At 72.1% G+C, this 24,224-nt stretch carries 23 protein-coding genes; 4 read left to right on the top strand and 19 right to left on the bottom strand.

Translation table 11 applies throughout. The features are described 5' to 3' along the window. Positions 1-5: 5 nt before the first annotated feature. From ispF to ACGIF2_RS06785, 3 genes are all read right to left on the bottom strand, one after another. Positions 6-551 carry a 2-C-methyl-D-erythritol 2,4-cyclodiphosphate synthase gene (ispF, locus tag ACGIF2_RS06795; RefSeq protein WP_396044853.1) on the bottom strand — a complete coding sequence of 182 codons (546 nt, stop codon included), beginning with the start codon at positions 549-551 and terminating at the stop codon, positions 6-8. Continuing rightward, entirely contained in the window at positions 548-1,345 is a 798-nt protein-coding gene (ispD, locus tag ACGIF2_RS06790) for a 2-C-methyl-D-erythritol 4-phosphate cytidylyltransferase (RefSeq protein ID WP_396044851.1), read from the bottom strand. The genes ispF and ispD overlap by 4 nt, the downstream gene beginning before the upstream one ends. 102 nt (positions 1,346-1,447) lie before the next feature. Continuing rightward, the gene (locus ACGIF2_RS06785; RefSeq protein WP_013769765.1) at positions 1,448-1,930 is read right to left on the bottom strand and encodes a CarD family transcriptional regulator; all 483 of its coding nucleotides are present in this window, start codon (positions 1,928-1,930) and stop codon (positions 1,448-1,450) included. Positions 1,931-2,155: 225 nt separating this feature from the next. On the opposite strand from ACGIF2_RS06785, the gene ACGIF2_RS06780 reads away from it, so the two are divergent. Then, the gene (locus ACGIF2_RS06780; protein ID WP_396044849.1) at positions 2,156-2,665 is read left to right on the top strand and encodes a hypothetical protein; all 510 of its coding nucleotides are present in this window, start codon (positions 2,156-2,158) and stop codon (positions 2,663-2,665) included. A 30-nt stretch (positions 2,666-2,695) separates the two neighbouring features. Here ACGIF2_RS06780 and pstB read toward each other — a convergent pair whose 3' ends face one another. The 6 genes from pstB to ACGIF2_RS06750 all read right to left on the bottom strand — a co-directional run bounded on the left by pstB (position 2,696) and on the right by ACGIF2_RS06750 (position 8,901). Then, positions 2,696-3,475: a phosphate ABC transporter ATP-binding protein PstB gene (gene pstB, locus ACGIF2_RS06775; RefSeq protein ID WP_396044847.1), complete on the bottom strand. Its 780-nt coding sequence runs from the start codon at positions 3,473-3,475 to the stop codon at positions 2,696-2,698. Between the two features lie 59 nt (positions 3,476-3,534). Beyond that, on the bottom strand, positions 3,535-4,494 hold the full coding sequence (gene pstA / locus ACGIF2_RS06770) for a phosphate ABC transporter permease PstA (RefSeq protein WP_396044845.1): 960 nt from the start codon (positions 4,492-4,494) through the stop codon (positions 3,535-3,537). Position 4,495: 1 nt separating this feature from the next. After that, positions 4,496-5,542: a phosphate ABC transporter permease subunit PstC gene (gene pstC, locus ACGIF2_RS06765; RefSeq protein WP_396044843.1), complete on the bottom strand. Its 1,047-nt coding sequence runs from the start codon at positions 5,540-5,542 to the stop codon at positions 4,496-4,498. Between the two features lie 80 nt (positions 5,543-5,622). After that, positions 5,623-6,741, bottom strand: coding sequence for a phosphate ABC transporter substrate-binding protein PstS (gene pstS, locus ACGIF2_RS06760; protein ID WP_396044841.1), 1,119 nt, complete (start codon positions 6,739-6,741; stop codon positions 5,623-5,625). A gap of 160 nt (positions 6,742-6,901) precedes the next feature. After that, positions 6,902-7,663 (bottom strand): response regulator, encoded by a 762-nt coding sequence (locus tag ACGIF2_RS06755; RefSeq protein WP_396044839.1) that lies wholly within the window; start codon positions 7,661-7,663, stop codon positions 6,902-6,904. Further along, positions 7,660-8,901 (bottom strand): sensor histidine kinase, encoded by a 1,242-nt coding sequence (locus ACGIF2_RS06750; protein WP_396044837.1) that lies wholly within the window; start codon positions 8,899-8,901, stop codon positions 7,660-7,662. Before ACGIF2_RS06750 ends, ACGIF2_RS06755 begins: the two co-directional genes overlap by 4 nt. A gap of 159 nt (positions 8,902-9,060) precedes the next feature. On the opposite strand from ACGIF2_RS06750, the gene phoU reads away from it, so the two are divergent. Then, complete coding sequence (phoU, locus tag ACGIF2_RS06745) at positions 9,061-9,723, top strand: phosphate signaling complex protein PhoU (RefSeq protein ID WP_396044835.1); 663 nt, start codon at positions 9,061-9,063, stop codon at positions 9,721-9,723. A gap of 102 nt (positions 9,724-9,825) precedes the next feature. Here phoU and ACGIF2_RS06740 read toward each other — a convergent pair whose 3' ends face one another. From ACGIF2_RS06740 to ACGIF2_RS06710, 7 genes are all read right to left on the bottom strand, one after another. After that, positions 9,826-10,566 (bottom strand): phosphoglyceromutase, encoded by a 741-nt coding sequence (locus tag ACGIF2_RS06740; protein ID WP_396044833.1) that lies wholly within the window; start codon positions 10,564-10,566, stop codon positions 9,826-9,828. 91 nt (positions 10,567-10,657) lie between these two features. Continuing rightward, positions 10,658-11,989 carry a glycosyltransferase gene (locus ACGIF2_RS06735; RefSeq protein ID WP_396045686.1) on the bottom strand — a complete coding sequence of 444 codons (1,332 nt, stop codon included), beginning with the start codon at positions 11,987-11,989 and terminating at the stop codon, positions 10,658-10,660. Between the two features lie 256 nt (positions 11,990-12,245). Further along, a complete protein-coding gene (locus tag ACGIF2_RS06730) occupies positions 12,246-13,382 on the bottom strand; it encodes a lactonase family protein (RefSeq protein ID WP_396044831.1) in 1,137 nt (378 codons plus the stop codon). Between the two features lie 72 nt (positions 13,383-13,454). Further along, positions 13,455-14,699: a multiple monosaccharide ABC transporter permease gene (gene mmsB / locus ACGIF2_RS06725; RefSeq protein WP_396044829.1), complete on the bottom strand. Its 1,245-nt coding sequence runs from the start codon at positions 14,697-14,699 to the stop codon at positions 13,455-13,457. Beyond that, positions 14,696-16,246 carry a multiple monosaccharide ABC transporter ATP-binding protein gene (gene mmsA, locus ACGIF2_RS06720; protein WP_396044827.1) on the bottom strand — a complete coding sequence of 517 codons (1,551 nt, stop codon included), beginning with the start codon at positions 16,244-16,246 and terminating at the stop codon, positions 14,696-14,698. The genes mmsB and mmsA overlap by 4 nt, the downstream gene beginning before the upstream one ends. Before the next feature lie 132 nt (positions 16,247-16,378). Continuing rightward, complete coding sequence (gene chvE, locus ACGIF2_RS06715; protein WP_396044825.1) at positions 16,379-17,506, bottom strand: multiple monosaccharide ABC transporter substrate-binding protein; 1,128 nt, start codon at positions 17,504-17,506, stop codon at positions 16,379-16,381. A 276-nt stretch (positions 17,507-17,782) separates the two neighbouring features. Then, complete coding sequence (locus tag ACGIF2_RS06710) at positions 17,783-19,195, bottom strand: ROK family protein (RefSeq protein ID WP_396044823.1); 1,413 nt, start codon at positions 19,193-19,195, stop codon at positions 17,783-17,785. 66 nt (positions 19,196-19,261) lie between these two features. On the opposite strand from ACGIF2_RS06710, the gene xylA reads away from it, so the two are divergent. After that, entirely contained in the window at positions 19,262-20,449 is a 1,188-nt protein-coding gene (gene xylA, locus ACGIF2_RS06705; protein WP_396044821.1) for a xylose isomerase, read from the top strand. Between the two features lie 86 nt (positions 20,450-20,535). After that, positions 20,536-21,948, top strand: a complete 1,413-nt coding sequence (xylB, locus tag ACGIF2_RS06700) for a xylulokinase (protein WP_396044819.1) — start codon at positions 20,536-20,538, stop codon at positions 21,946-21,948. 80 nt (positions 21,949-22,028) lie between these two features. On the opposite strand, the gene ACGIF2_RS06695 is transcribed toward xylB, so the two are convergent. The 3 genes from ACGIF2_RS06695 to lysS all read right to left on the bottom strand — a co-directional run bounded on the left by ACGIF2_RS06695 (position 22,029) and on the right by lysS (position 24,190). Further along, the gene (locus ACGIF2_RS06695) at positions 22,029-22,361 is read right to left on the bottom strand and encodes an Lsr2 family protein (protein WP_396044817.1); all 333 of its coding nucleotides are present in this window, start codon (positions 22,359-22,361) and stop codon (positions 22,029-22,031) included. A gap of 120 nt (positions 22,362-22,481) precedes the next feature. Beyond that, positions 22,482-22,670 carry a hypothetical protein gene (locus ACGIF2_RS06690; protein WP_396044815.1) on the bottom strand — a complete coding sequence of 63 codons (189 nt, stop codon included), beginning with the start codon at positions 22,668-22,670 and terminating at the stop codon, positions 22,482-22,484. A gap of 56 nt (positions 22,671-22,726) precedes the next feature. Further along, positions 22,727-24,190, bottom strand: a complete 1,464-nt coding sequence (gene lysS / locus ACGIF2_RS06685; protein ID WP_396045684.1) for a lysine--tRNA ligase — start codon at positions 24,188-24,190, stop codon at positions 22,727-22,729. Positions 24,191-24,224 lie beyond the last annotated feature (34 nt).

Genomic DNA, 24,224 nt, shown 5'->3' with positions numbered 1-24,224 from the left:
GCCCGTCAGCCCCGGTCGACGACCAGCGCGGTCGCGATCGCGGCGACACCCTCGCCGCGCCCCGTGAGCCCCAGACCGTCCGTCGTCGTCGCCGTGACGCTCACCGGGGCACCCACGGCCGCCGACAGCGCCTCGACCGCCTCGGCGCGACGCGGACCCAGCCGCGGGCGGTTGCCGATCACCTGCACCGCGACGTTGCCGATGTCGAACCCCGCGTCACGCACCCGGCGGGCCGCCTCGGCGAGCAGCACGGTGCCGGCTGCACCCTTCCATTCGGGCTCGGACGTGCCGAAGTGCGACCCGAGGTCCCCGATGCCCGCGGCCGACAGCAGCGCGTCCGCCGCGGCGTGGGCCGCGACGTCGGCGTCGGAGTGCCCCTCGAGCGGGACCTCGCCGGGCCACGCGAGCCCCGCGAGGTGCAGCACCGCCCCGGGGGCGGGGTCGCGCGACCAGGCGTGCACGTCCACGCCGACCCCGGTGCGGGGCAGCTGGCGACCCCGGCGCGCGCTCGGCGGCTGGTGCTCGTCAGGGGCAGGGCGATCGGCGGTCATGGCCGTCCTCGTCTCTCGTCGCGTCCCGCGAGGACCAGCGCGGCGACGGCGAGGTCCCAGGGCGTGGTGATCTTGGCGGCGTCGGGATGCCCGGGCACGACCCAGACCTCTTCGCCGAGCGCCTCGACCAGCCCGGCGTCGTCGGAGGCCGCGAGCGACTCGTCGCCCGCCCGGTGCCCACCGGCCTCGTGGGCGCGCGCGAGCAGGTCACGGTCGAAGCCCTGCGGGGTCTGCACAGCGCGCAGCTCCTCACGCGGGACCGTGCCGACCACCGGCCACCCCTGGTCCGCGCGGGCGAGGTCGACGCGTTTGATGGTGTCGGTCACGTCCAGGGCCGGCACGACGGCCCGGTGACCGGCGTGGACCGCGGCGACGACCCGGTCCACGACCTCGGCCGGGACGAGCGCCCGCGCGGCGTCGTGCACGAGCACCACGTCGACCTCGGCCGGCAGCGCGGCGAGCCCCGCGGCGACCGAGGCCTGCCGCGTGGCCCCACCGGCGACGACCCGGACGCTCACCGCGTCCGGGCCGTCCGGGGGCACGTCGTGGCCCGCGACGGCGGCGACCGGCGCGAGCGCACGCGTGAACTCGTCGACCAGGGCCCCGGGGGCGGTGACGACCAGGTGCGTGACCTGGGACGTCGGGCGCGGTGCCGCGCCGTCCGCGTCACCGAGGATCGCGCGGACGGCGTGCACCACGAGCGGCAGGTCACCGAGCGGGACGAGCGCCTTGGGCAGCACGTGCCCGAGACGGCTGCCGCTGCCGGCAGCCGTCACGATCGCACCGACACTCATGCGCAGCGCCTGACGACGCAGCGCTCGACCACGCAGCGCGCGGTGACGCAGACCCCGACGACGGGGCGCTGGCGTGGCACGCGACGGGTGACGGTGACGGGACTACGAGGCGAGGACCTCGTCGAGGATGGCCTCGGCCTTCTCCTCCTCGGTGTGCTCGGCGAGTGCGAGCTCCGAGACCAGGATCTGGCGGGCCTTGGCGAGCATGCGCTTCTCCCCGGCCGACAGGCCGCGGTCCGCGTCACGACGCGACAGGTCGCGCACGACCTCGGCGACCTTGATGACGTCGCCCGAGGCGAGCTTCTCGAGGTTGGCCTTGTAGCGACGCGACCAGTTGGTCGGCTCCTCGGTGTACGGAGCGCGCAGCACCTCGAACACGCGGTCGAGGCCTTCCTGGCCGACCACGTCACGAACGCCCACGAGGTCGACGTTCTCCGCCGGCACCTCGATGGTGAGGTCACCCTGAGCGACCTTGAGCTTGAGGTAGATCTTGTCCTCGCCGCGGATGGTCCTCGTCTTGATCTCTTCGATCAGCGCTGCACCGTGGTGCGGGTAGACAACCGTCTCCCCAACAGTGAAAGTCATCTGAAGGTGTCCCCTTTCGCGGAGATCCATCTTATCACGGAGAAAATGGGCCAGGTCTGGCCACCTGGGTCGTTTGCCCTGGTCATCGGGCGGCCCTGCGAGCACCTGCTGCGACCCCCTGCGGTCGTGGTCCCCGCCACTCCTCGACGAGGCCCTGCACACCACTAGGCTGTGCCCACGTGACCTTCGTCCTGGTCACCGCCCGTCCTGCCCCGAGGAGTCCCCGTGGTCCGCGTCCGTCCGTCCGTCCGTCTCCTCGCCGGAGCAGGCGTCGTCGCGCTGGCCGGCGCAGGCCTCGCCGGGTGCTCGGCGACCAACCAGCTCACCACGACGATCGACTACTCGGCCTCGGACGGCGTGCGCACCGAGCTGGGCGACCTCACCGCGGAGAACCTGCTGATCATCAGCAGCGCCGAGGGAGCGCCCGGTGCGCTCCAGGGCGCGCTGACGAACAACGGCTCGAACGACCTGGACGTCGAGGTGGGCCCCGAGGACGGCGAGACCGTCACGGTCATGGTCCCGACGGGCAGCACGGTGCTGCTGGGCGGCTCCCAGGGGGAGACCGTGACACTCACCACGACCGCCCCGCCGGGCGCCGTCGAGGCGCTCACGATCGAGACTGCCGACGGCACCGACACGGTGTCGGTACCCGTGCTCGACGGCACGCTGAGCGAGTACTCGAGCCTCGTCCCGACCGCGACGCCGACGCCGAGCGCCACGCCCACCGCGGGCTGACACGCACCGCGGGCTGACGCCCGCGCCCGATCAGCCGAAGCGACCCGAGATGTAGTCCTCGGTCGCCTGCTGGCGCGGCGAGGAGAACATCGTCGCCGTGTCGTCGAGCTCGATGAGCCGACCGGGCTCGCCGCTGCCGGCGATCGTGAAGAACGCGGTGCGGTCCGAGACACGCGCCGCCTGCTGCATGTTGTGGGTCACGATGACGATCGTGTACTCGGCCTTGAGCTCCGAGACGAGGTCCTCGATCGCGAGCGTCGAGATCGGGTCGAGCGCCGAGCAGGGCTCGTCCATGAGCAGCACCTGCGGGCTGACCGCGATCGCGCGCGCGATGCACAGCCGCTGCTGCTGACCGCCCGAGAGGCCCGCACCGGGTCGGTCGAGCCGGTCCTTGACCTCGTTCCACAGGTTCGCACGGCGCAACGAGGACTCGACGAGGTCCTGGGCGTCGCCCTTCGAGATGCGGCGGTTGTTGAGCTTGACGCCCGCGAGGACGTTGCCCGCGATCGACATCGTGGGGAACGGGTTGGGTCGCTGGAACACCATCCCGACCTGCCGGCGCACCGCCACCGGGTCGACCTCGCGCCCGTACAGGTCGACGCCGTCGACCTCGACCTTGCCCTCGACGCGCGCGCCCGGGACGACCTCGTGCATGCGGTTCAGGGTGCGCAGGAACGTCGACTTGCCGCAGCCCGACGGGCCGATGAACGCGGTCACGGACCGCGGCTCGATCGACATCTCGACGTCGGCGACGGCCCGGAAGGCCCCGTAGTAGATGTTGAGGTCCTTGACCTCGATGCGCTGTGCCATCGGTACGTCCTGTCGTGTCCGGGGGTCTGTCCGGGTGGGGGCGGAGAGGTTCATGCCGCTCAGTGGTGCAGCTTCGGGGCGAACATGCGGGTGATGAGGCGTGCCACGAGGTTGAGCAGCATCACGATGAGGATGAGGACGAGCGCCGCGGCCCAGGCCCGGAGGTAGGCGATGTCGGGCACGCACACCAGGTTCGGGTCGTTGCACGGCACGGAGCCCTGGCTGAACTGCCGGTAGACGTACACCGGGAGCGTCATCATGCGGCCGTCGAACAGGTTGGTGTTGATCGAGTCGACCACCCCGACGGTGATGAGCAGCGGCGCGGTCTCACCGATCACGCGCGCGATCGCGATCATGACGCCCGTGCCGATGCCCGCCACAGCCGTGCGCAGCACGACCTTGATCACCATGAGCCAGGTGGGCACGCCGAGGGCGAGGGCGGCCTCGCGCAGCTCGTCGGGCACGAGGCGCAGCATCTCCTCGCACGAGCGCACCACCACCGGGATCATGAGCACCGACAGGGCCACCGAGCCGACGACGCCCATCTTGACCCCGGGGCCGAGGATCGCAGCGAACAGCGCGTACGCGAACAGGCCCGCGACGATCGACGGGATGCCCGTCATGACGTCCACGAAGAACGTGACGGCGCGGGCGAGCGCCCCGCGCCCGTACTCGACCAGGTACACGGCCGCGAGGATGCCGATGGGGACCGAGATGAGCGTCGCGAACAGCGTGATGCTGACCGTGCCGACGATCGCGTGGTAGACGCCGCCCGCGTCCATGCCGCCGAAGACCCCGCGCATCGAGTGCGTGAGGAAGTACGGGGTCAGCTTCTCGATGCCCCGGGCGACCACGGTCCACACGAGCGAGACGAGCGGGGCCATCGCGAGCACGAAGGCCGCGACGACAAGGACGCGCATCGTCCGGTCGGTCAGGCGGCGGCGGCGGTCGGTCTGGTGCAGCAGCTCACGCATCGAGGGGCCGGGGCCGGTCGGTGCGGGTGCGTGGGTCGTCGCCATGTCAGCGTCCCCTCGTGGTGCCACGCGCGACGATGGCGCGGGCGGTCATGTTCACCGCGAGGGTGATGACGAACAGCGCGAGGCCCGTGGCGATGAGCGTCGAGACGCCCAGCGGGTTGGCCTCGGGGAACTGCGCCGCGATGTTCGCGGCGATGGTCTGCTGCTGGCCCGCGACCAGGAGCTTGAACGAGTAGAGCATCCCGGGCGAGAGGATCATCAGCACCGCCATGGTCTCGCCGAGCGCGCGGCCGAGGCCGAGCATCGACGCCGAGGCGATGCCCGAGCGGGCGAACGGGAGCACAGCGGTACGGACCATCTCCCACCGCGTGGCGCCGAGCGCGAGCGCGGCCTCCTCGTGCAGGCGCGGGGTCTGCAGGAACACCTCGCGCGTCACAGCGGTGATGATCGGCAGGATCATCACGGCCAGCACGACCGCGACCGTGAGGACCACGCGGGGCGGCTGCGACGCGGGGCCGGCGAAGAACGGGATCCAGCTGAACGTGTCGCTCAGCCAGGTCCACGCGGGGGCGAGCCACGGCGCGAGCACCACGACGCCCCACAGGCCGTAGACCACCGACGGGATCGCGGCGAGCAGGTCGACCGCGTAGCCGAGCGCGTTCGCGAGCCGCCGGGGCGCGTAGTGCGAGATGAACAGCGCGATGCCGATCGCGACCGGCGCGGCCATGGCCAGCGCGAGCGCCGAGACGAGCAGCGTGCCGAAGACGAGCGGGCCGACGAAGCCCAGCAGGCTCGTGTCGGCGGGGAACCAGGCGGCGTGCGCCGCGAGCTCGGAGGGGTCGGCCTGCAGCGCGGGCCACGCCCGCAGCAGGAGGAACACAGCGACCGCGAACAGCACCACGAGGATCAGCACGGCCGCGGCGGTCGCCGTCCAGCGGAAGACCCGGCTCGCGCCGCGGTCGGTGGACCGGGGGGTGCGACGCCGGGCGGGACGGCCGGTGGTGGTGGCCGCGGGCCCCGCGGCAGGGGTGCTGGCGGCAGGCGTGCCGTTGCCTCCCTGGCGGGGCGGGTGGGTCTGGCTGCTCGTCATGCGTTCTCCTGCGCGGTGGCCGGGGGTGGCGCCGGCGGTCGTCCTGTCTCCCCCCGGATCGGGACGACCGCCGGCTGTCATCAGGAAGCGACGGTGATCGCGTCGATCGCGGCCTGGACGTCGGTACGCAGAGCGTCCGAGATCGGGGCCGAGCCGGCAGCGCTCTCCGAGGCCTTCTGACCGTCCTCGCTCACGACGTAGGTCAGGAACGCCTTGACCAGGTCGGCGTCCTCCTGGGTGTCGTACGCCAGGCACGCGACGCCGTACGAGACGAGGACGAGCGGGTAGGCGCCGGCCTCGGTCGTGGTGCGGTCGAGCTTGATGACCACGTCGTTCTCGGCCCGCGAGTCGTCGCGCGGCGAGGCGTCGAGGGCCGCTGCGGCGCTCTCCTCGCTCGGGGCGACCCAGGCGTCACCGACCTTGATGCTGGCCGTGCCGAGCGAGCCGGCCTTCGAGGCGTCCGCGTAGCCGATCGTGCCCTGGGCGCTCTGCACCGTCTGGATCACGCCCGACGTGCCCTGGGCGGACTGGCCGCCCGCGATCGGCCAGTCGCCGCTCGCGTCGTAGGCCCAGGCGCCGCCCGACGCCTTCGCGAGGTAGTCCGTGAAGTTCTTCGTGGTGCCCGACTCGTCCGAGCGGTGCACGGTCGTGATCGCCAGCGCGGGCAGCGTGACGCCCGGGTTCTCGGCGGCGATCTCGGGGGCGTCCCACGACGTGATCTTGCCGTCGAAGATGCCGGCGATCACCGCGGGCGACAGGTTGAGGGTGTCGACGCCCTCGAGGTTGAAGACGACGGCGATCGGGCTCACGTACACCGGCACGTCGACCGCCGACTCGCCGAAGCAGCGCGCGGTCGACTGGGCGAGCTCGTCCGCGGTGAGCGCCGAGTCGGAGCCCGCGAAGAGCACGCCGCCGTCGAGGAACTGCGTGCGGCCACCGCCCGAGCCGACCGGGTCGTAGTTGACCGTGACATCGGGGTTCGCGCTCTGGAAGCCGGCGCGCCAGGCCTCCATGGCCGACTCCTGCGAGCTGGCGCCGGCGCCGTTGAGCTCACCGCTCAGGGTGCTGGTCGAGGAGCCTGCGTCGGTCGCGGTGCCCGACGCGGCCCCGACCGGGTCGTCCGATCCGCAAGCCGTCAGTGTCAGTGCGAGTGCGCCGGTGAGGGCAAGGGCCCCGACACGGCCGTAGGAGAGCTTCACTGGGTTCCGTCCTGTCGTCCGCAGTGCGCGCACCGTCTGTGCGCGACCACCTTGAACGTAGGCAGGCCAGGTGACCGGATCCCAGTCCCCGGGTGAACCCCGAGTGAACGGCGGTCGACGACTCGCTCACCGACCCCGCGGTCGCCTCGCGCGACGCGGCTCAGGCCGGTACGTCGTCCGTCAGCTTGTAGCCCAGACCGCGGACGGTCAGCAGCAGCCGCGGGTTGGCGGGGTCGGACTCGATCTTGGCGCGCACGCGCTTGACGTGGACGTCGAGGGTCTTGGTGTCGCCCACGTAGTCCGACCCCCAGACCCGGTCGATGAGCTGGCCCCGGGTCAGGACCCGTCCGGCGTGCCGCAGCAGCAGCTCGAGCAGCTCGAACTCCTTGAGCGGGAAGGCCACGACCTGGCCGTCGACGTGCACCACGTGCCGCTCGACGTCCATCCGCACCGGGCCGAGCACCAGCGTGTCCTCGTCGTCGGTCAGCGCCCCGGTGTCGCCCGCGAGGACAGCTCCCCCGGCCCCGACCGCGCCTGCCGCGGCGGGGACCGCCGCCGCGGACTCGCGCCGTCGCAGCACGGCCCGGACGCGCGCCAGCAGCTCGCGGAACGAGTACGGCTTGGTCACGTAGTCGTCGGCACCGAGCTCGAGACCCACGACCTTGTCGATCTCGGCGTCCTTGGCCGTGAGCATGATGATCGGCACGTCGCCGCGCGCGCGCAGCCGCCGGCACACCTCGGTGCCCGAGAGCCCGGGCAGCATGAGGTCGAGCAGCACCAGGTCGGCGCCCAGCCGGTCGTACTCCTCGAGGGCCTGCGGGCCCGTCGCGGCGGTCACCACGTCGAACCCCTCGCGCTCGAGCTGGTACGTCAGCGGGTCGCGGTAGGACTCCTCGTCCTCGACGAGAAGGATGCGCGTCACAGGGTGTCTCCAGTCTGGTCGTCGGGGGCGTCGTGGGGCTGGTGCAGGGGTCGTGCGTCGGGCCACGCGGCCGGTCGGGACGCCGCGCCCGGACGTGACCCGGTGTACGTGTCCCCCGCCTCCGGCAGGCGCAGCGTGAACGTCGAGCCGCGGCCGGGCTGGGACCAGACCGTCACGTCGCCGCCGTGGTCCGCCGCGACGTGCTTGACGATGCTGAGCCCCAGCCCCGTGCCGCCCGTGTCGCGCGAGCGCGCCGGGTCCACCCGGTAGAAGCGTTCGAAGAGCCGTTCCTGGTCCTCGGGGGCGATCCCGATGCCCTGGTCGACGACCGCGATCTCGACCAGCCCGCCGACCACGCGCACACCCACGCCGATACGGGTCTGGGGGGGCGAGTACGCGACAGCGTTGTCGAGCAGGTTGCGCACCGCCGTGACCAGCAGCGCGTGGTCGCCGAAGACTCTGATCTTGGACGGGCTCCCGACCTCGAACTCGATGTCCTTCGCGTGCGCAGCCGTGCGCGCACGGTCGACCGACTCCGCGACCACGTCGTCGACCTCGACCGGCACGAGCTCCTGGATGGCCCCCGCGGCCTGCAGGCGCGAGAGCTCGATGATCTCCTGGACCAGCGTCGACAGGCGCACAGCCTCGTTCTGCATGCGCACGGCGAACCGGCGCACGGCCGCGGGGTCGTCGGCCGCAGCCTCGACCGTCTCCGCGAGGAGCGCGAGCGCCCCCACGGGGGTCTTGAGCTCGTGCGAGACGTTGACAGCGAAGTCCCGGCGGATCGCCTCGACGCGGTGCGCCTGGGTGCGGTCCTCGGCCAGCACGAGCAGGTGGCGCGGGCCGACCTGCGCGACCCGCACCTGGACGCGCACGGTGCCCGCGCCCACGGGTCCGCGCGGCAGCTCGAGCTCCTCGTCGCGGATCACCCCGTCCCGCCGGACCTCGGAGACCATGTCGCGGATCGCGGCGTGGGCGACGCGACGGTCGCGGACCAGGCCCAGCGCGTACGCGGGCGGGCTCGCACGCAGCACCTCTTCGTCGTCGTCGAGGACGACCGCCGCCGAGCGCAGCACGGAGAGCACCCGCACGAGCCCGTCGTCGAGCTCGGGGGCGGGCTGGGGCGGCATCGCGTGCAGCGATCGCTCGCTCCAGCGGAAGCTGAGCGTGGCGAGCACACCGGTCAGCAGACCGAGCAGCCCTGCCAGCACCACCACGCCACCTTCGAGTCCCTCCACGCGGACCAGAGTACGGTCGACGCCTGTGCAGGTCAGCGCAGCAGCAGCCGAGCACCGCGTTCCTCGCCTGATGTTCACCTCGGGGCGGGCGACAGTTCACCTGCGGGTGCGAGCCTTGCCGGAGCGGAACATCTTGACCGCCCAGAGAGAGGCAACGCAGTGCGCCACATCTTCGACGCCGAGCTGGCACAGCTCGGCCAGGACCTCGCCGCGATGAGCAGCCGGGTCGAGCAAGCCGTGACGAACGCCGGCATCGCGCTGCTCACGGCCGACCTCCAGCTCGCCGAGTCCGTCATCGCGGACGACCTGGCGATCGACGCGATCGAGCGTGACATCGACGAGCGCTGCGTGCTGCTCCTGGCCCAGCAGCAGCCCGTCGCCACCGACCTGCGGGTCGTCGTCTCGTCGTTGCGCATGAGCGCGACCCTCGAGCGCATGGGCGACCTCGCCCGGCACGTCGCGCAGGTCGCCCGGGGACGCTACCCGCGCGAGGCGATCCCGCACGGCCTCTCGGGCACCTTCGCCGAGATGCACGACGCCGCGACCCGCGTCGGACGCCGCACCACGACGCTGCTCACGACGCACGACCTCGCGGTGGCCGAGAAGATCGAGCGCGACGACGACCGGCTCGACGCGCTGCACCAGGACGTCTTCACCGCGCTGCTCGCCGGCGGCTGGGACGGCACCCCGCAGGAGACCGTCGACGTGACCCTCGTGGGCCGCTACTACGAGCGGTTCGGCGACCACGGCGTCTCGATCGCCCGCCGGATGGTCTACCTCGTCACGGGCGACTTCAGCGAGGAGCTCGGCGCCATCCGCTGACCTCCTGCCCGCAGGCCGCGCCCGCGGCGACGACGAAGGGCACCTGCACCGTCCCGGAGGTCCGGGAGGCGCAGGTGCCCTTCGTCGTGCAGGCGGTGAGGGTCAGCGACCCTGGTTCGCCACGGCCTTGATCGCGTCGGCCGCCGCGGCCGGGTCGAGGTACGTGCCGCCCGGGTTGGTCGGCTTGAGCGTCTCCTCGTCCAGCTCGTAGACGAGCGGGATGCCGGTCGGGATGTTGATCCCGGCGATGGTCGCGTCGTCGACGTCGTCGAGGAACTTCACGATCGCGCGGATCGAGTTGCCGTGCGCGGCCACGAGGACCTTCTTGCCGGCCTTGAGGTCGGGGACGAGGTCCGACTCCCAGTAGGGCACCACGCGGTCGAGGACCTGCTTGAGGGCCTCGGCGGACGGGGTGGGCTCACCGGCGTAGCGCGGGTCGCCGTCCTGCGAGAAGGCCGAGCCGGCCTCGATGGGGGGCGGCGGGACGTCGTACGAGCGGCGCCAGAGCATGAACTGCTCCTCGCCGTACGTCTCGAGCGTCTGCTTCTTGTCCTTGCCCTGCAGCGCGCCGTAGTGGCGCTCGTTCAGGCGCCAGCTGCGGCGGACGGGGATCCAGTGGCGGTCGGCAGCGTCCAGCGCGAGGTTCGCCGTGGTGATGGCGCGGCGCAGGAGCGAGGTGTGCACGACGTCGGGCAGCACGCCCTCGTCGGCGAGCATCTTGCCGCCGCGCTTGGCCTCCTCGACGCCCTTCTCGGACAGGGCGACGTCCACCCATCCCGTGAACAGGTTCTTGGCATTCCACTCGCTCTCGCCGTGGCGGAGCAGCACGAGGGTGTAGGTCATAGGACCATCCTGCCTCACGGGCGTCGCGACAGACGGGGGACGTTCGACCCGTGGGCGTCCCGTGACCGGCGACGGCTTTCGCGCTCGGCGCTCAGCCCCGGCGGTGGGCGTCCGCGAGCGCGTAGACCTTGAGCACCTGCGCGGCCGTCGCGTCCCACCCGTACCGCTCGGCGACGCGGCGCGCACCGTCGGGCCAGGTCGTGCGCAGCTCGTCTGAGGCGAGCGCGTCCGTGATCGCACGGGCCCACGTCGCGGGCTCGTGCCCGACGACGAGCCGGCCCGAGACGCCGTCGACCACGACCGAGCGCAGCCCACCCACGGCTGAGGCCAGCACCGGGGTCGCGCACGCCTGCGCCTCGACCGCGACCAGCCCGAAGGACTCCGAGCGCGACGGCATCGCGACCAGGTCGGCCGCCCGGTACCAGCGGGCGAGCTCGTCGCGCGGCACGGGCGGCAGGAACAGCACGTCGTCCGCGAGCCCGCTCGCCGCGGCGAGCGCCTGCAGCTCGCGCACCGCCGTCGGGCGGCCGCTCGGCCCACCGATCACGACGAGCAGCGGGACCTCGCCGCCCGCCGCGGCGATCTCCCCGAGCGCGCGGACCAGCACGTCGGGGGCCTTGAGCGGCTGGACCCGGCCGGCGAACAGCACCACGTCGCGGTCGAGCGGCAGCCCGAGGGCCTCGCGCTCGGCGCGCCGGACGGCGGGGTCGAAGCGGGGGCGGGGCTGTCCGGGCTGCGGCGTGAACAGGTCCAGGTCGACGCCCGGGGCGACGACGTGGACCTGGGCGGGGTCGGCGTCGTACAGCTGGACCAGCTCGTCGGCCTCCTCGGCCGTGCTCGCGACCAGCGCGTCGGACGCCGCGACGACCTGCTCCTCGCCGATCACGCGGCCCGCCGGCTCGGGGGTGTCCCCCGGCGCGAGCGAGGCGTTCTTGACCTTCGCCATGGTGTGCATCGTGTGGACCAGCGGGACCTCCCACCGGTCGGCCGCGAGCCACCCGACCTGGCCCGAGAGCCAGTAGTGCGTGTGCACCACGTCGTACCAGCCCGGCCGGCGGGCGGCCTCGGAGCGCAGCACCCCCGCAGTCATCGCGCAGAGCTGGCCGGGCAGGTCGTTCTTGTCGAGCCCCTCGAACGGTCCGGCCGGGACGTGGTGCACCAGCACGGGCGGGACGACGCCGTCGGGGACCTCGTCGGCGAGCAGCACCTCACGCGCCGCCGCACCGGTGAGGGGCGAGCCGTCGGCGGCCGTGCCGTCGAGCAACACCGTCTCGGGCAGCGCGGACGACGTCGCGCGCGTGAAGATCTCGACCCGGGCGCCGCGCCGGGCGAGAGCCTGCGCGAGCTCAGCCACGTACACGTTCATGCCGCCGGCGTCGCCGGTGCCGGGCTGGTCGAGGGGTGAGGTGTGCACCGAGAGCATGGCCACACGGGGTTGCTCGAGCGGCACCGGGACTCCTGTCGACGATCTGCCGACCACGCGCGCGGGGCACGGCGGGTCGGTGAGGACTGCTCCGAGCACCATTGTGAGCCAGCGCCGCGGCCCACCACGCCCCGACCGACCGGGGTGTCCGGGTCTGGGCCCCGGACGGGTCCGGATCGCCCCGGATGCCGGGGTCCGCGCCGGGGTATGCGCCGGGGTGCGGGTGCCGGTTGCGGGTGTGGGGCGCGGGGCGCGGTCAGCCCCCGGGCTGCGCGACCACGCAGGCCGGCGAGGGGAGCGCCATGACGTGCGCCGCGCCGCCGCGACCCGCCGGGAGGGTCGCCAGGTCGCCCGACACCTGCTCGGCGACGACCGTCCAGCCGTCGACGACCTCGAGGTGGCGCGGCCAGCGGCCCGGCAGCGGGGTCGTGCCGTCGGGCACGGTCTCGACGAGCCCGTCGGGCCGCACGGCGAGCTCGACCAGCACGTCGGCCTCGCGGACGCCGACGAGCAGCCGGTCGCCGTCGAGCACGACGTGCGAGGGCAGCGCGGCCCGCGCACCCGTGTGCCCGGGGGCCAGCGGGACCACCTGCACCCCGGCGCCCTCGGCCCGTGCGGCGTCCCAGGCCAGCACGTGCAGCGCGACGTCGAGCTCACCCACGACGTACACGTGGCGACCGTCGCGGGAGAACGCGAGGTGTCGTGGACCGGTGCCGGGCGGCAGGTGCGCCGCGACACCGTCGGCCGTCAGCAGGCCGTCGGCCCCCACGCGGTAGCGCCGCAGCTCGTCGGTGCCGAGGTCCACGACGAGCAGGTGGGTGCCACCGGGAGCGAGGGCCACGAAGTGGGCGTGCGGCGACTCCTGCCGGTCGGTGCGCGGCCCCGAGCCCGTGTGGTCGAAGACCTGGGCCGGGCCGCCCTCGCCCGACGCGGCCGCGGTCGGCAGGCCGTCGGTGTCGAGCGGGAGCACGCCGAGCGTGCCGCTCGTGTAGTTCGCGACGTACAGGGTCCGCGCGTCGTCGGCCAGCAGCAGGTGGCACGGCGAGGCGCCGCCCGAGGACACGGTCGCCCGGTGCTCGAGCCGATCACCCCGGATCGCGAACGCGCTCACGGTGCCGTCGGACTGCTCGCCCGCGGCGTACAGCACCGTGCCCGTCGGGTGCACAGCGAGGAACGACGGCGCCGGCGACGTGACGACCTGCTCCCCCTCGAGCGCACCCGTGCGCGGGTCGAGCCGCACGTGCCAGATGCCCTCCCCCGCCCCGGCGGGCGCGTCGGCCCCCGCTACCGGGTACGTGCCCACCCACAGCGGACGCCACGCACCACGCGCTCGGTCCGGCCCGTCACCCACGTCTGTCCCGGTCCCGGGCCGTCCACCGCTGCGCTCGTCCACAGCCCCGGAGCCTAGACGCACGAAGGCGCCGGCCACCTCGGAGGAGGTGACCGGCGCCCTGGACGGCGGACGTCAGCGGGTGCCGGCGCGCCGCTTGTTGATCAGGTCGAACGCCACCGCGAGCAGCAGCACGAAGCCCTTGATGGCCTGCTGCCAGGCCGGGTCGACCGACATGATCGACAGGCCCATGTTGAGCACGCCCATGATCAGCGCACCGATGATCGCCCCCGAGATGCGGCCGATGCCGCCCGTGACGGCCGCGCCACCGATGAAGCACGCCGCGATGGCGTCGAGCTCGAAGTTCTGCCCGGCCGCGGCGACCGCGGCACCGGCCCGCGAGGTCGTGACGACGGCGGCGACACCGGCCAGCAGGCCCATGTTGACGAAGATCCAGAAGTTGACCTGGCGGGTGTTCACGCCCGACAGGATCGCCGCGTGCTGGTTGCCACCGATCGCGTAGATGTGCCGGCCGAACACTGTGCGCCCCATGAGGAACGTGTAGGCCAGGATCAGCACGCCGACGATGACCAGCACGATCGGGGTGCCCTTCGCGCTCTGCGACAGGACCCAGGTGAGCGCACCGATGAGGCCCGCGATGAGCACCAGCTTGGTCGCGAACAGGCCGACCGGCTCGGTCGCGAGCGAGTGCTTGCGCAGCACGGCGCGCGCCCGGAACTGGCTGAAGACGATCGCGGCGATGGTCAGGGCGCCGATCGCGAGCGTGACCAGGTCACCGTTCGCCACGTACCCGAGGAAGTTCGGCAACGACCCGTTGGAGATGTCGATGAACCCCTGCGGGAAGCCCGAGATGGTCACTCCCACGAGCACGATCGCGAGCCCGCGGAAGATGAGCATCCCGGCCAGCGTCACGATGAACGCCGGGATCCCCACGTAGGCGATCCAGTACCCCTGCCAGGCGCCGACCACCGCGCCGACCGCGAGGCCCAGGAGCACGGCGAGGAGCCACGGCAGGTCCATGTTCTTCATGGACAGGGCCACCAGGCCGCCGATGAACGCGACGACCGAACCGACCGACAGGTCGATGTGGCCGGCGACGATCACCATGACCATGCCGATGGCGAGGACCATGACGTACGCGTTCTGCTGGATCAGGCTCGCGACGTTGTTCGGCAGCAGGAGCTTGCCGTCGGTCAGCACCTGGAACAGCAGGACGATCACGACGAGCGCGCAGAGGATGCCGTACTGGCGCATGTTGCCGCCGAGGCCCTGGATGCGGGCGCTCAGCGAGAGCGGAACCGTCGCGGCCCCGCCCGTGGTGGGCGACGCGGGAGGTGTCGGCGTCGTGGTGGTGCTCATCGGGCTGCCCCGTCCTTGTCCATCGTCATGAAGTGCATGAGGGTCTCCTGGGTCGCGTCCTCGCGGGACACCTCACCCGTGATGCGCCCCTGGCTGAGCGCGTAGATGCGGTCGCAGATGCCGAGGAGCTCGGGCAGCTCGGAGGAGATGACGAGGACCGCCTTCCCCTCGTCCGCGAGGCGGTTGATGATCGTGTAGATCTCGTACTTGGCGCCGACGTCGATGCCGCGCGTGGGCTCGTCCAGGATCAGCACGTCCGGATCGGCGAAGATCCACTTGCTGAGGACGACCTTCTGCTGGTTGCCGCCCGAGAGCTTGCCGACGAGCGCCTCGACCGTGGGGGTCTTGATGTTGAGCTCGGTGCGGTACTGCTCGGCGACCTTGGACTCGTCCTGGCGGTCGACCACGCCCCACTGCGCGACCTTGCCGAGCGCGGACGCCGAGACGTTGCGCTTGATCGTGTCGATCAGGTTGAGGCCGTACTTCTTGCGGTCCTCGGTCGCGTAGGCGATGCCGTGGCGGATCGCGTCGCGCACCGAGCCGATGTGGATCTGCTCGCCGTCCTTGACGATCCGGCCCGAGATGTGGCTGCCGTAGGTACGCCCGAACACGCTCATCGCGAGCTCGGTGCGCCCCGCGCCCATGAGGCCGGCGATGCCGACAACCTCGCCGCGCCGGACGTGCAGGTTGGCGGAGTCGACCACCACGCGCGACTGGTCGACGGGGTGGTGCACGGTCCAGTCCTCGATCCGCAGCACCTCCTCTCCGATGCGCGGCGTCCGCTCGGGGAACCGGGCGTCGAGCGAGCGGCCGACCATGGCGCGGATGATCCGCTCCTCGGTCACGGGCTCCTCGCCGTGCATCGCCAGCGTCTCGATCGTGCGGCCGTCACGGATGACAGTGGTGCAGTCGGCGATGGCCGCGATCTCGTTGAGCTTGTGGCTGATGATGATCGACGTGATGCCCTGACCCTGGAGGCTGCGCAGCAGGTCGAGCAGGTGCGCGCTGTCCTCGTCGTTGAGCGCCGCGGTGGGCTCGTCGAGGATCAGCAGCTTGACGCGCTTGGACAGGGCCTTGGCGATCTCGACGAGCTGCTGCTTGCCGACGCCGATGTCGGTGATCTTGGTGTCGGGGCTCTCCGACAGCCCGACCCGGGCGAGCAGCTTGGCCGCCTCGGAGTTGGTCGCGTTCCAGTCGATCACGCCTCGCGTGGCCTGCTCGTTCCCGAGGAAGATGTTCTCGGCGATCGAGAGGTAGGGGCTCAGTGCCAGCTCCTGATGGATGATGACGATCCCGCGCTCCTCCGAGTCGCGGATCGTGCGGAACTCGCACGGCTCGCCCTCGAAGAGGATCTCGCCGTCATAGCTCCCGTGGGGGTAGACGCCCGAGAGGACCTTCATCAGGGTCGACTTGCCGGCCCCGTTCTCCCCGCAGATCGCGTGGACCTCGCCCCGCGTGACCTCCAGGGTGACGTCCTGCAGCGCCTTGACGCCTGGGAACGTCTTGGTGATCCCTCGCATCTCGAGGATCGTGTGCTCGTTGGCCATGTCTGCTCGCAGTCGTGTGCTCGTCGTCGGTTCTGGGCCGGGGACCGTCCGGGGCCGGGGCCCGCGTCCGGGCGGGTCGGTGGTGACCGACCCGCCCGTCCGCGGGGTGCGGCGTCCGCCGGTCAGGGACCGTCAGAGGCCGAGGTCGGCAGCCTTGTAGAAGCCGGAGTCGACCAGCGAGGACTTCACGGTGTCCTTGGTGACGACGACCGGGGGCAGCAGGAAGGTCGGGACGACCTTGACCTCGTTGTTGTACGTCTTCTCGTCGTTGACCGTGACCGTCTCGCCCTTGAGGACCTGGACGACCATCGAGGCGACCTGGTCACCGAGCGCGCGGGTGTCCTTCCAGACCGTCATGGCCTGCTTGCCGGCGAGCATGTTCTCGACGTTCGCCTGGTCGGCGTCCTGGCCGGTGACGAGCGGCCAGTCGACGCCCTCCGTGTAGCCGGCGCCCGTGAGAGCCTGCTCGATGCCCAGCGCGAGCGAGTCGTTCGGGGAGAGCACGACGTCGACCTTGGACGTGCCGTAGAACGAGTTCAGGCGGTTCTGCATCTCGGACTGCGCCGTGTCCGAGGACCAGCCCTGGATGCCGATGCTGGCCCAGTCGTCGTTCGTCTTGGGGGCCTTGCCCGACGGGACGACGAGCTTGCCGCTCGCGACGTACTCGCTCAGGACGTCCCACGCGCCGGAGAAGAAGAACTTGGCGTTGTTGTCGTCGGGCGAACCGGCGAAGGGCTCGAGGTTGAACGGGCCGGCCCCGGTCTTCAGGCCGAGCGTGTCGACGATGTACTCGCCCTGCATCTGGCCGACCTTGTAGTTGTCGAAGGTGGCGTAGTAGTCGACGTCCGCGGTGCCGTTGATCAGGCGGTCGTAGGCGATGACGGTGATGTCCTTCTCCTTGGCCTGTGCGAGCACCGGGGCGAGGGCCGTGCCGTCGATCGACGCGATCACGAGGACCTCGGGGTCCTGGTTGATCATGTTCTGGATCTGGGTGATCTGCTGGTCGACCTTGTTGTCGGCGTACTGCAGCGTCGTCTCGAAGCCGGCGTCCTTGAGGAGCTCCTCGAGGTGCGCACCGTCCTTGTTCCAGCGCTCGAGGCTCTTGGTCGGCATCGCGATGCCGACGAGGCCGCCCTTCGCGCTGGCGCCCGTGGCGTCGCCGCCCGCGTCGTCGGTGCGCTCGGAGCTGCAGGCCGCTGTCCCGAGAAGGAGTGCGAACCCGGCCGCCGCAGCGACGACCTTCGTGATCTTGAGAGACATCGTTGTCCGACCTTTCGTCCCACCGCCCGGACCACCCGGTCGGTGCGGGCGCTTCCTCGCGCCCGGTTGTGCCGGGGAGACGACCGCGCCGGTCCTCCGATGGACCGCCGCTCTCCCCACGTGCTCGTCGAGCCCGGAGGCTCGATTTGTTGTTGCGATGAATTTAGGACGTGAACCCAACCAGCGCAAGATCAGTACAACTTCTGAACGTCACGATCGTGCAACGCCCAGGTCACAACCCGGCGACAGATCCGCTCGGGGCGACGGTGGAGCCGGTCAGGCGCTCGGGAACGCGCTCGACGACGGCACGGACTCGCCGCCGCCGCCCGCGCCGCCCGCGCCGCCCCAGGCCAGCGGGTCCGCCACGACGAGCCGCAGCACAGCGAGCGCGCCACCCGTCATCGCCGGGAACTCCCCCGACCGCGCGACGCTGACCTCGACCGGCGACCACGGCGCGAAGATCACGCACCGCTCGAGCTGGGCCTCCACGGCCTCACGCACGAACGGGTACACCTCGCCGAACGTGCCGCCCAGCACCACCAGCCCCACGTCCACCACGCTCACCACGTTCGCGACCGCGACCCCGAGCGCGGTGCCGCCGCGGTGCAGCGACGCGAGCGCCGCGGCGTCGCCCTCCCGTGCGCGCTCGACGAGGGCGCTGAGCGGGGCCGCGAGCGGCAGGCCGGCGCCCCGCATGAGCGCGTCCTGGCCCGCGAAGTCCTCGAGCGTCGAGACCCCGGGCAGCCGGCCCGGCTCGCCGTCGGGGGCCCGGAACGCGTCGACCACGGTGTGGCCGATCTCGCCGCTCCAGCCGTGCCGGCCCGGGAAGATCTCGCCGTCCAGGACGATCGCGCCGCCGATCCCGACCTCGCCCGAGATGTACATGAAGCTGGGGCGGACCCCCGCCTGACGTCGCACGTCGGCCTCGGCGCGGGCCGCGAGGTTCGCCTCGTTCGCGAGCCGCGGCGGGAAGCCAGCGAGCACGGGATGGGCCGAGAGCAGGGCCACGACGTCGACGTCGCGCCAGCCCAGGTTCGGCGCGACGCGCAGCGGTCCCGTGACCCGGTCCACGAGGCCCGGCAGCGCGAGGGCGGTCCCCGCGACCCGCACGCCGTCGGCGCTCAGGTTGGCGATCACCCGGCCGGCGATGTGCGCGAGCCGGTCGAGCACCACCACGGGGTCGGAGTCGCGGAAGTCCCCGAGCTCGATGCGCTCGGTGAGCACACGGCCCGCGAGGTCGAGGGCCCGCACGCCCAGGTAGTCGACGTTGACCTCCATGCCGATGCCGGCCACGGTGCCGCGGGCGACCGCGAGGGGCACCGCGGGGCGCCCGGCCCGCTGCGCGGCCTGCGGCTCGAGCTCGACGAGCAGGTCGGCCGCGATGAGCTGGTCGACCAGGCCCGAGACCGTGGCGCGCGCGAGACCCGTCGCGGCCGCGATGTCGGCCCGCGAGAGCGGTCGGTCCGACTCGAGCACGTGCCGCAGCGCAAGGCTCAGGTTCTGGTCGCGCAGGCTCGCCTGACGCACCGCGCGGCCGACCGAGCGCACCCCGGCCCTGGTCCCGGGGCCGGGCTCGCCAGCCGTGGACGGGGTCGTGACGGGGGTGGACGATGTCGTCGGGGCGGCATCCGCCAGGGCGGCCTCGACCTCCGGACCGGGCCGGCGCGCCCTCGCGCTCTTCTCGGGCATGACTTGACCCTAGCGGCTCGGGTGCATAAGTTCAGCAACACAACAAATCTCGACGAGGAGACCCTCATGGCTCTGAAGCCCACCCCCGAAGACAAGTTCTCGTTCGGCCTGTGGACCGTCGGCTGGGAGGCGCGCGACCAGTTCGGCGACGCGACCCGCCCCTGGCTCGACCCGGTCGAATCCGTCCACAAGCTCGCCGAGCTCGGTGCGTCCTTCGTGACGTTCCACGACGACGACGTGGTGCCCTTCGGTTCCGACGCCGGCACGCGCGACAAGATCCTCGACCGCTTCAAGGGCGCCCTCGCCGAGACGGGCATCAAGGTCGAGATGGTCACGACCAACACGTTCAGCCACCCGATCTTCAAGGACGGCGCGTTCACCTCGAACGACCGCCGCGTGCGCCGCTACGGCCTGCGCAAGATCATCCGCAACGTCGACCTGGCCGCCGAGCTCGGCGCGGACACGTTCGTCATGTGGGGCGGCCGCGAGGGCGCCGAGTACGACTCCGCCAAGGACCTCAAGGCCGCGCACGACCGTTACGCCGAGGGCATCGACACCGTCGCCGCGTACATCAAGGACAAGGGCTACGGCCTGCGCATCGCGATCGAGCCCAAGCCGAACGAGCCCCGCGGCGACATCCTGCTCCCCACCGTCGGCCACGCGCTCGGCTTCATCGCCCAGCTCGAGCACGGCGACATCGTCGGGCTCAACCCCGAGACGGGCCACGAGCAGATGGCCGGCCTGAACTACACGGGCGGCATCGCCCAGGCGCTGTGGGCCGAGAAGCTGTTCCACATCGACCTCAACGGCCAGCGCTCGATCAAGTACGACCAGGACCTGGTCTTCGGTCACGGCGACCTGTTCTCCGCGTTCGCCACGGTCGACCTCATCGAGAACGGCTTCCCGTCCGGTGGCCCGCGCTACGACGGCCCGCGCCACTTCGACTACAAGCCCTCGCGCACCGAGAGCTTCGACGGCGTGTGGGCCTCGGCCGCCGCCAACATGAGCACGTACCTCATCCTCAAGGAGCGGGCGCTCGCGTTCCGCGCCGACCCCGAGGTGCAGGCCGCGCTCGAGGCGTCGGGCGTGTTCGACCTCGCGATCCCGACCCTCGCCGAGGGTGAGACGCTGGCCGACCTGCTCGCCGACCCGTCGGCGTACGAGGAGCTCGACGTCGACGCCGTCGCCAAGCGCGGCTTCGACTTCGTGCACCTCAACCAGCTCGCGCTCGAGCACGCGCTCGGCGCCCGCTGACCCTCGCTGGACCCCTGGACCCGGTGCCCGCCTCGCGCGGGCGCCGGGTCCGTCCGTACCCGCCCCCCTCGTGAAAGATGCACACCATGACGCTCGTCGCCGGGGTGGACTCGTCCACCCAGTCCTGCAAGGTCGTCGTCCGCGACGCCGCGACCGGCGCGCTCGTGCGCTCGGGACGCGCGTCGCACCCTGACGGCACCGAGATCGACCCTGCCCACTGGTGGGACGCGCTGCACACAGCGATCGCCGACGCGGGTGGGGTGGACGACGTCGACGCCATCTCGGTGGGCGGTCAGCAGCACGGCATGGTCGCGCTCGACGCCGACGGCCAGGTCGTGCGCGACGCGCTGCTGTGGAACGACACGCGCTCGGCGCAGGCCGCGCTCGACCTGATCGACGAGCTCGGCGGCGCGGGCGCGTGGGCGCAGGCCGTCGGGGTCGTACCCGTCGCGTCGTTCACGGGCACCAAGCTGCGCTGGATGCGCGACGCCGAGCCCGCGAACGCGGCCCGCACCGCGGCCGTCGCACTCCCCCACGACTGGCTGACGTGGCAGCTCGCCGGCGCGCCGGGGCTCGACGCGCTCGTGACCGACCGGTCCGACGCGTCCGGCACCGCCTACTGGTCGCCGTTCACCGAGGACTACCGCCGTGACCTGCTCGAGCTCGCGCTCGGCCACGACGCCGTGCTGCCGCGCGTCGCGGGACCGGGCGAACGGGTCGGCACCTCGACCCTCGGGGCACGCAGCCCGCTGCTGGGCGCCGGCGCGGGCGACAACGCCGCGGCCGCGCTCGGGCTGGGCCTCGAGCCCGGGGACGTCGCGCTGTCGATCGGCACGTCGGGCGTCGTCTCGGCCGTGTCCGCGACGCCCGTCGTCGACGGGTCAGGCCTCGTCGCGGGCTTCGCGGACGCGACGGGCGCCTACCTGCCGCTCGCGTGCACGCTCAACGCCTCGCGCGTGCTCGATGCCGCGGCCCGGATGCTCGGGGTCGACCACGCCGGGCTCTCGCGCCTCGCGCTGCAGGCGCCCTCGGGCGCCGACGGTCTGGTCCTCGTGCCGTACCTCGAGGGCGAGCGCACCCCGAACAAGCCCGACGCGACCGGCGCGCTGCACGGCATGCGGCTCGCGAACACGACGCCCGCGCACCTGGCCCGGGCGGCCGTCGAGGGCATGCTGTGCGCCCTCGCGGACGGGCTCGAGGCTCTGCGGGCCCTGGGTGTGCCCGTCCGGCGTGTGGTGCTCATCGGTGGCGGCGCCCAGTCCGAGGCCGTCCGCCGCATCGCGCCGAGCGTGCTGGCCACCGAGGTGCACGTGCCCGCCCCGGGCGAGTACGTGGCCGACGGTGCCGCCCGTCAGGCCGCGTGGGCGCTCGCTGGATCCACGCACGCCCCGGCGTGGGCGTCCGCCGCGGAGGTCGAGGTCTTCACCGCGGAGCCCGCCCCCCGCGTGCGCGAGCAGTACGCGGCCGTGCGCGAGCTCACGACCGACCGGCCCGCCTGAGGTCCACCGACCCCGTCGACGACGCGAGCCCGGCACCCTCTGGGGGTGCCGGGCTCGCGTCGTCGAGACGAAGATCGAGGTCAGTGCGCTGCCTCGTAGGCGGCGCGCACCTCGGCGGAGATGCGGCCACGCTCGGAGACCGAGTGCCCGTTGGCCTTGGCCCAGTCACGGATGGCGCCTGCGTCGGCACCACCGGTCGTGCGACGCGGCCGGGTGCCACGCGTGGAGGCCGAACGCCCACCGATCTTGCGGGCGTGACCGACCCAGGTCGCGAGGGCGTCCCGGAGCTCGGTGGCGTGCGCGGACGTGAGGTCGATCTCGTACGAGACACCATCGAGAGAGAAAGAGACGGTCTCGTCTGCGGTGCCGCCGTCAATGTCGTCGACGAGCAGGACCTGAACCCTTTGAGCCATTGTGTTGTCTCCTGAAGGACGACGTGATGAAGAATGCGTGCACCAGAGCATCGCACCGATTCAATGGCACGTCAAAGGTTCAACGATATGCGGCCGCCCACGAGCGGCCCGACCCGTCGCTCAGGAATCGGATTCCTGCGCCGGGGGAATGGCCGCACGAGTCGCCGCTGCCTCCTGCGCGTCCATGCGCGCGAGGGCGTTCCGCTCGTTGCGATCGGCATTCACGAGCGCACGCATGGCGAACCAGAACAGCACGCCCACCCCGGCAGAGGGGACGACGGCGGCCAGGACGGCGGTGAAGGCGTTCACCGCGCCAGTGTACGTCGGCACCCTGCACCGCCCCGTGGGGCGGTGCAGCGCCCGACTTATGCGTGGTGCGGCTTCACCAGCGGGAACAGGATGGTCTCGCGAATGTTCATCCCGGTCAGTGCCATGAGCAGCCGGTCGATACCCATACCCATGCCGCCCGTGGGCGGGAGCGCGTACTCGACAGCTGTGAGGAAGTCCTCATCGAGCAGCATCGCCTCGTCGTCGCCCGCCGACGCGAGCAATGCCTGCGCCTCGAAGCGCTTGCGCTGGATCACCGGGTCGACGAGCTCGGAATAGGCGGTCGCGAGCTCGAATCCGCGCACGTACAGGTCCCACTTCTCGACGAGCCCGGGAACGCTGCGGTGGTCGCGCGTGAGCGGCGAGGTCTCGACCGGGAAGTCACGCACGAACGTCGGCGCCACGAGGTGGTCGCCCACGAGGTGCTCCCAGACCGCCTCGACGAGCTTGCCGTGGCTCACCCGCTGCGGGTCGACGACCACGTCGAGCCGGTCCGCGATCTTCTGCAGGTCCGCGACCGAGGTCTGCGCGGTGATCTCCTCGCCGAGCGCCTCCGACAGCGAGCCGTACATGGTGAGCTGCGTCCACGTGCCGCCGAGGTCGTACTCGGTGCCGTCGGTCAGCGTCACGGTCGTGGTGCCCAGCGCGTCGAGCGCCGCGGTCTGCACCAGGTCCTGCGTCAGCGCGGCCATGGTGTTGTAGTCGCCGTAGGCCTCGTACGCCTCGAGCATCGCGAACTCGGGCGAGTGCGTCGAGTCGGCGCCCTCGTTGCGGAAGTTCCGGTTGATCTCGAACACGCGCTCGAGGCCACCCACCGCTGCCCGCTTGAGGAACAGCTCGGGGGCGATGCGCATGTACAGGTCGATGTCGAACGCGTTCATGTGGGTCACGAACGGACGGGCCGTCGCGCCACCGGGCTGCGTCTGGAGCATGGGCGTCTCGATCTCGAGGTAGCCCCGGCGGTGGAAGTTCTCGCGCAGCGAGCGCACGACACCGGCCCGCAGGCGGGCCGCGTCACGGGCGGCCGGGCGGGCGATGAGGTCGACGTAGCGCTGGCGCACGCGGGCCTCCTCGGAGAGGTCCTTGTGCAGCACGGGCAGCGGGCGCAGGGCCTTGGCGGCCAGCTGCCACGAGTCCGCGAACACCGAGAGCTCGCCGCGCCGCGACGAGATGACCGTGCCGTGCACGAACAGGTGGTCGCCCAGGTCGATGTCGGACTTGAACGCGGCGAGCCGCTCCTCGCCCACGGCCGCGAGGCTCAGCATGACCTGGAGACGATTGCCCTCGCCGTCCTGGAGCGTCGCGAAGCACAGCTTGCCCGTGTTGCGCAGGAACACGACGCGGCCCGCGACGCCGACCTCGTCCTCGGTCTCCTGACCTGCCTCGAGATCGGGGTAGGCCGCACGGACCTCCGCGATCGTGTGCGTGCGGGGCACGGCGACGGGGTACGCCTCGACCCCCTCGGCCAGCAGCCGCTCGCGCTTCTCGCGGCGGACCCGCATCTGCTCGGGGAGGTCCTCGTCGGGCTGGGGAAGG

The organism is Cellulomonas sp. P22, from assembly GCF_044392165.1.
The sequence above is the reverse complement of the archived record's forward strand: the minus strand, read 5'-3'. Positions and strand labels throughout refer to the sequence as shown.